Consider the following 1588-nt stretch of genomic DNA (forward strand, 5'->3'; position numbering starts at 1 on the left):
CATGTAGTTGCCCCCTGCACGTATGAGTCCGTTGGAGACATTGGCGAGGATTTGATCCTTGCCACTCTGCTGTATAGAGATACCACCTGTGGCTGTCTCTGCCAAGCCCTCTCCAAGGGCTTTGAGTCCCACAGCTTCCGCTGTTACAGGTACGTACAACCCCTCTTGACCATTAAGGTCAAAGGCGGACAAGTCTACTCCTATGATTCTTTCCCGATACTCAATAGAGGTAACTTTCAGCTGTAGACGATTGTTTGTCAGGTTTGACTTAGCCACAATAGTCGTACCTTTAGGTACCACTACAGTGCCTATCTGTATATCCTCCATAAGACGCATTTTGATCTCATCGCCTAGCTTGATGGTCTTGGTCTCATCGATGATAGCTCGTATCGTGTTCTTGGCAACAGCCTCACTACGAAACGAGCCCACAGATGTGGTAAAGCGGTTCTGTAGCAAAGCCTCGTGCGCCTGCTGACTAGAGGCATCCCTACCTGATTGAGATAGAGTAGAGACAATAGAAGGGTCTACAGTCTTAGCACCAACCGCTTCAAAGCTCACGGGAGCATTGGGGTCTTTGGGAGGTTCAGGAGCAGGAGCTGGGTCAGCGCTAGCTCGTCTATAGGCATTGCTGTATATATCATTTGCAGCAATCTGTCTATCTTTGATTTCTCCTAGCTGGGTAAGATACTCTCGCTCATCGGCTAAGTTCCTCTTCTCTCGTTGTAAACCATCTATCTGCTCCTGCAAGCGAGCAACTTGATCTTGCTCCTCCTGCTCACGGGCAAACTGAGCATACATATCTTCAGAGGATTGATAACCATCACTCTCTTCGTAAGGGTAGTCGTCATCTTGATAGCGGGAAGTCCTATGATCATCAGAGCTGTCCATTTCATCGTAGAGACGTTGCAATTGAGGATCAACTTTCTCCTCTCCGAGTTCCACAAGGTCAGAACCCTTGTATGCGGATAACTTGTCCTCAGGGAGCTTCGCCACATCGGCATCAGGGACATCGGTGAGGAGCTGACCATTGCCGACCTTATCCTCTTTGATAAGGTAAGGTCGTAAGATCATATACAATGCGCCGACGAAGACAATGATAATGAGTCCCATTACAAGCCACTGCTTGAGCTTGGCTTTGTCGGGAGCAGTCTTGTTAGTATCCATATTATTTGAAGATGCTAATTGTAATTACTAGAAGAAAAACGGCTAGGTAGACACCCATAGAGATAAAAGTTAGTCTCTTACGCTCTTCGGGTGTGAGCTTATCACACCACGCTTTGAGTCGGTCAGTCTGTTTTTTTACCCAGCCGACCTTGTTCTGTGTAGATGAAGTGCCTACACTATCGAGGGGTGGTACGTCTTGTTTCATTATTGATTACTCTAAATTTAGTGATTAGGAAGCCCTGCGGATTGCGATCACTGCGTACCGTGTTGAGTAATGAGCAGGCGGTTACAAGAGACCGCTCTGTGACATTACTCTTGCGGTAGATGGTCTGTGTGCCATAGACCACAGCCTCATAGGGGTAAGTATTAAAGTCACAAGAGATAGAATCAACCGTCAGCACCTGAGAGGTGTTTGTTGAGATGA

General features: G+C 47.2%; 2 protein-coding genes and 1 pseudogene. All 3 read right to left on the minus strand.

Annotated elements, in window-relative coordinates; translation table 11 throughout:
• On the minus strand, nt 1-1164 hold a 1164-nt coding region (traM, locus tag PORUE0001_RS03025), incomplete at its 3' end, for a conjugative transposon protein TraM (RefSeq protein ID WP_007364999.1).
• A 1-nt stretch (nt 1165) separates the two neighbouring features.
• Nucleotides 1166-1369: a hypothetical protein gene (locus tag PORUE0001_RS10570; RefSeq protein ID WP_007364510.1), complete on the minus strand. Its 204-nt coding sequence runs from the start codon at nt 1367-1369 to the stop codon at nt 1166-1168.
• Nucleotides 1341-1588 (minus strand): annotated as a pseudogene (locus PORUE0001_RS10025) (conjugative transposon protein TraK); the annotation flags it as partial. The pseudogene PORUE0001_RS10025 and the gene PORUE0001_RS10570, both read right to left, overlap by 29 nt.

Source organism: Porphyromonas uenonis 60-3, assembly GCF_000174775.1.
GTDB lineage: Bacteria > Bacteroidota > Bacteroidia > Bacteroidales > Porphyromonadaceae > Porphyromonas > Porphyromonas uenonis_A.

Excerpts from the sequence above, each read along its gene's own strand:
- PORUE0001_RS10570 (WP_007364510.1), bottom strand. The coding sequence starts at position 1,369 with ATGAAACAAGACGTACCACCCCTCGATAGTGTAGGCACTTCATCTACA.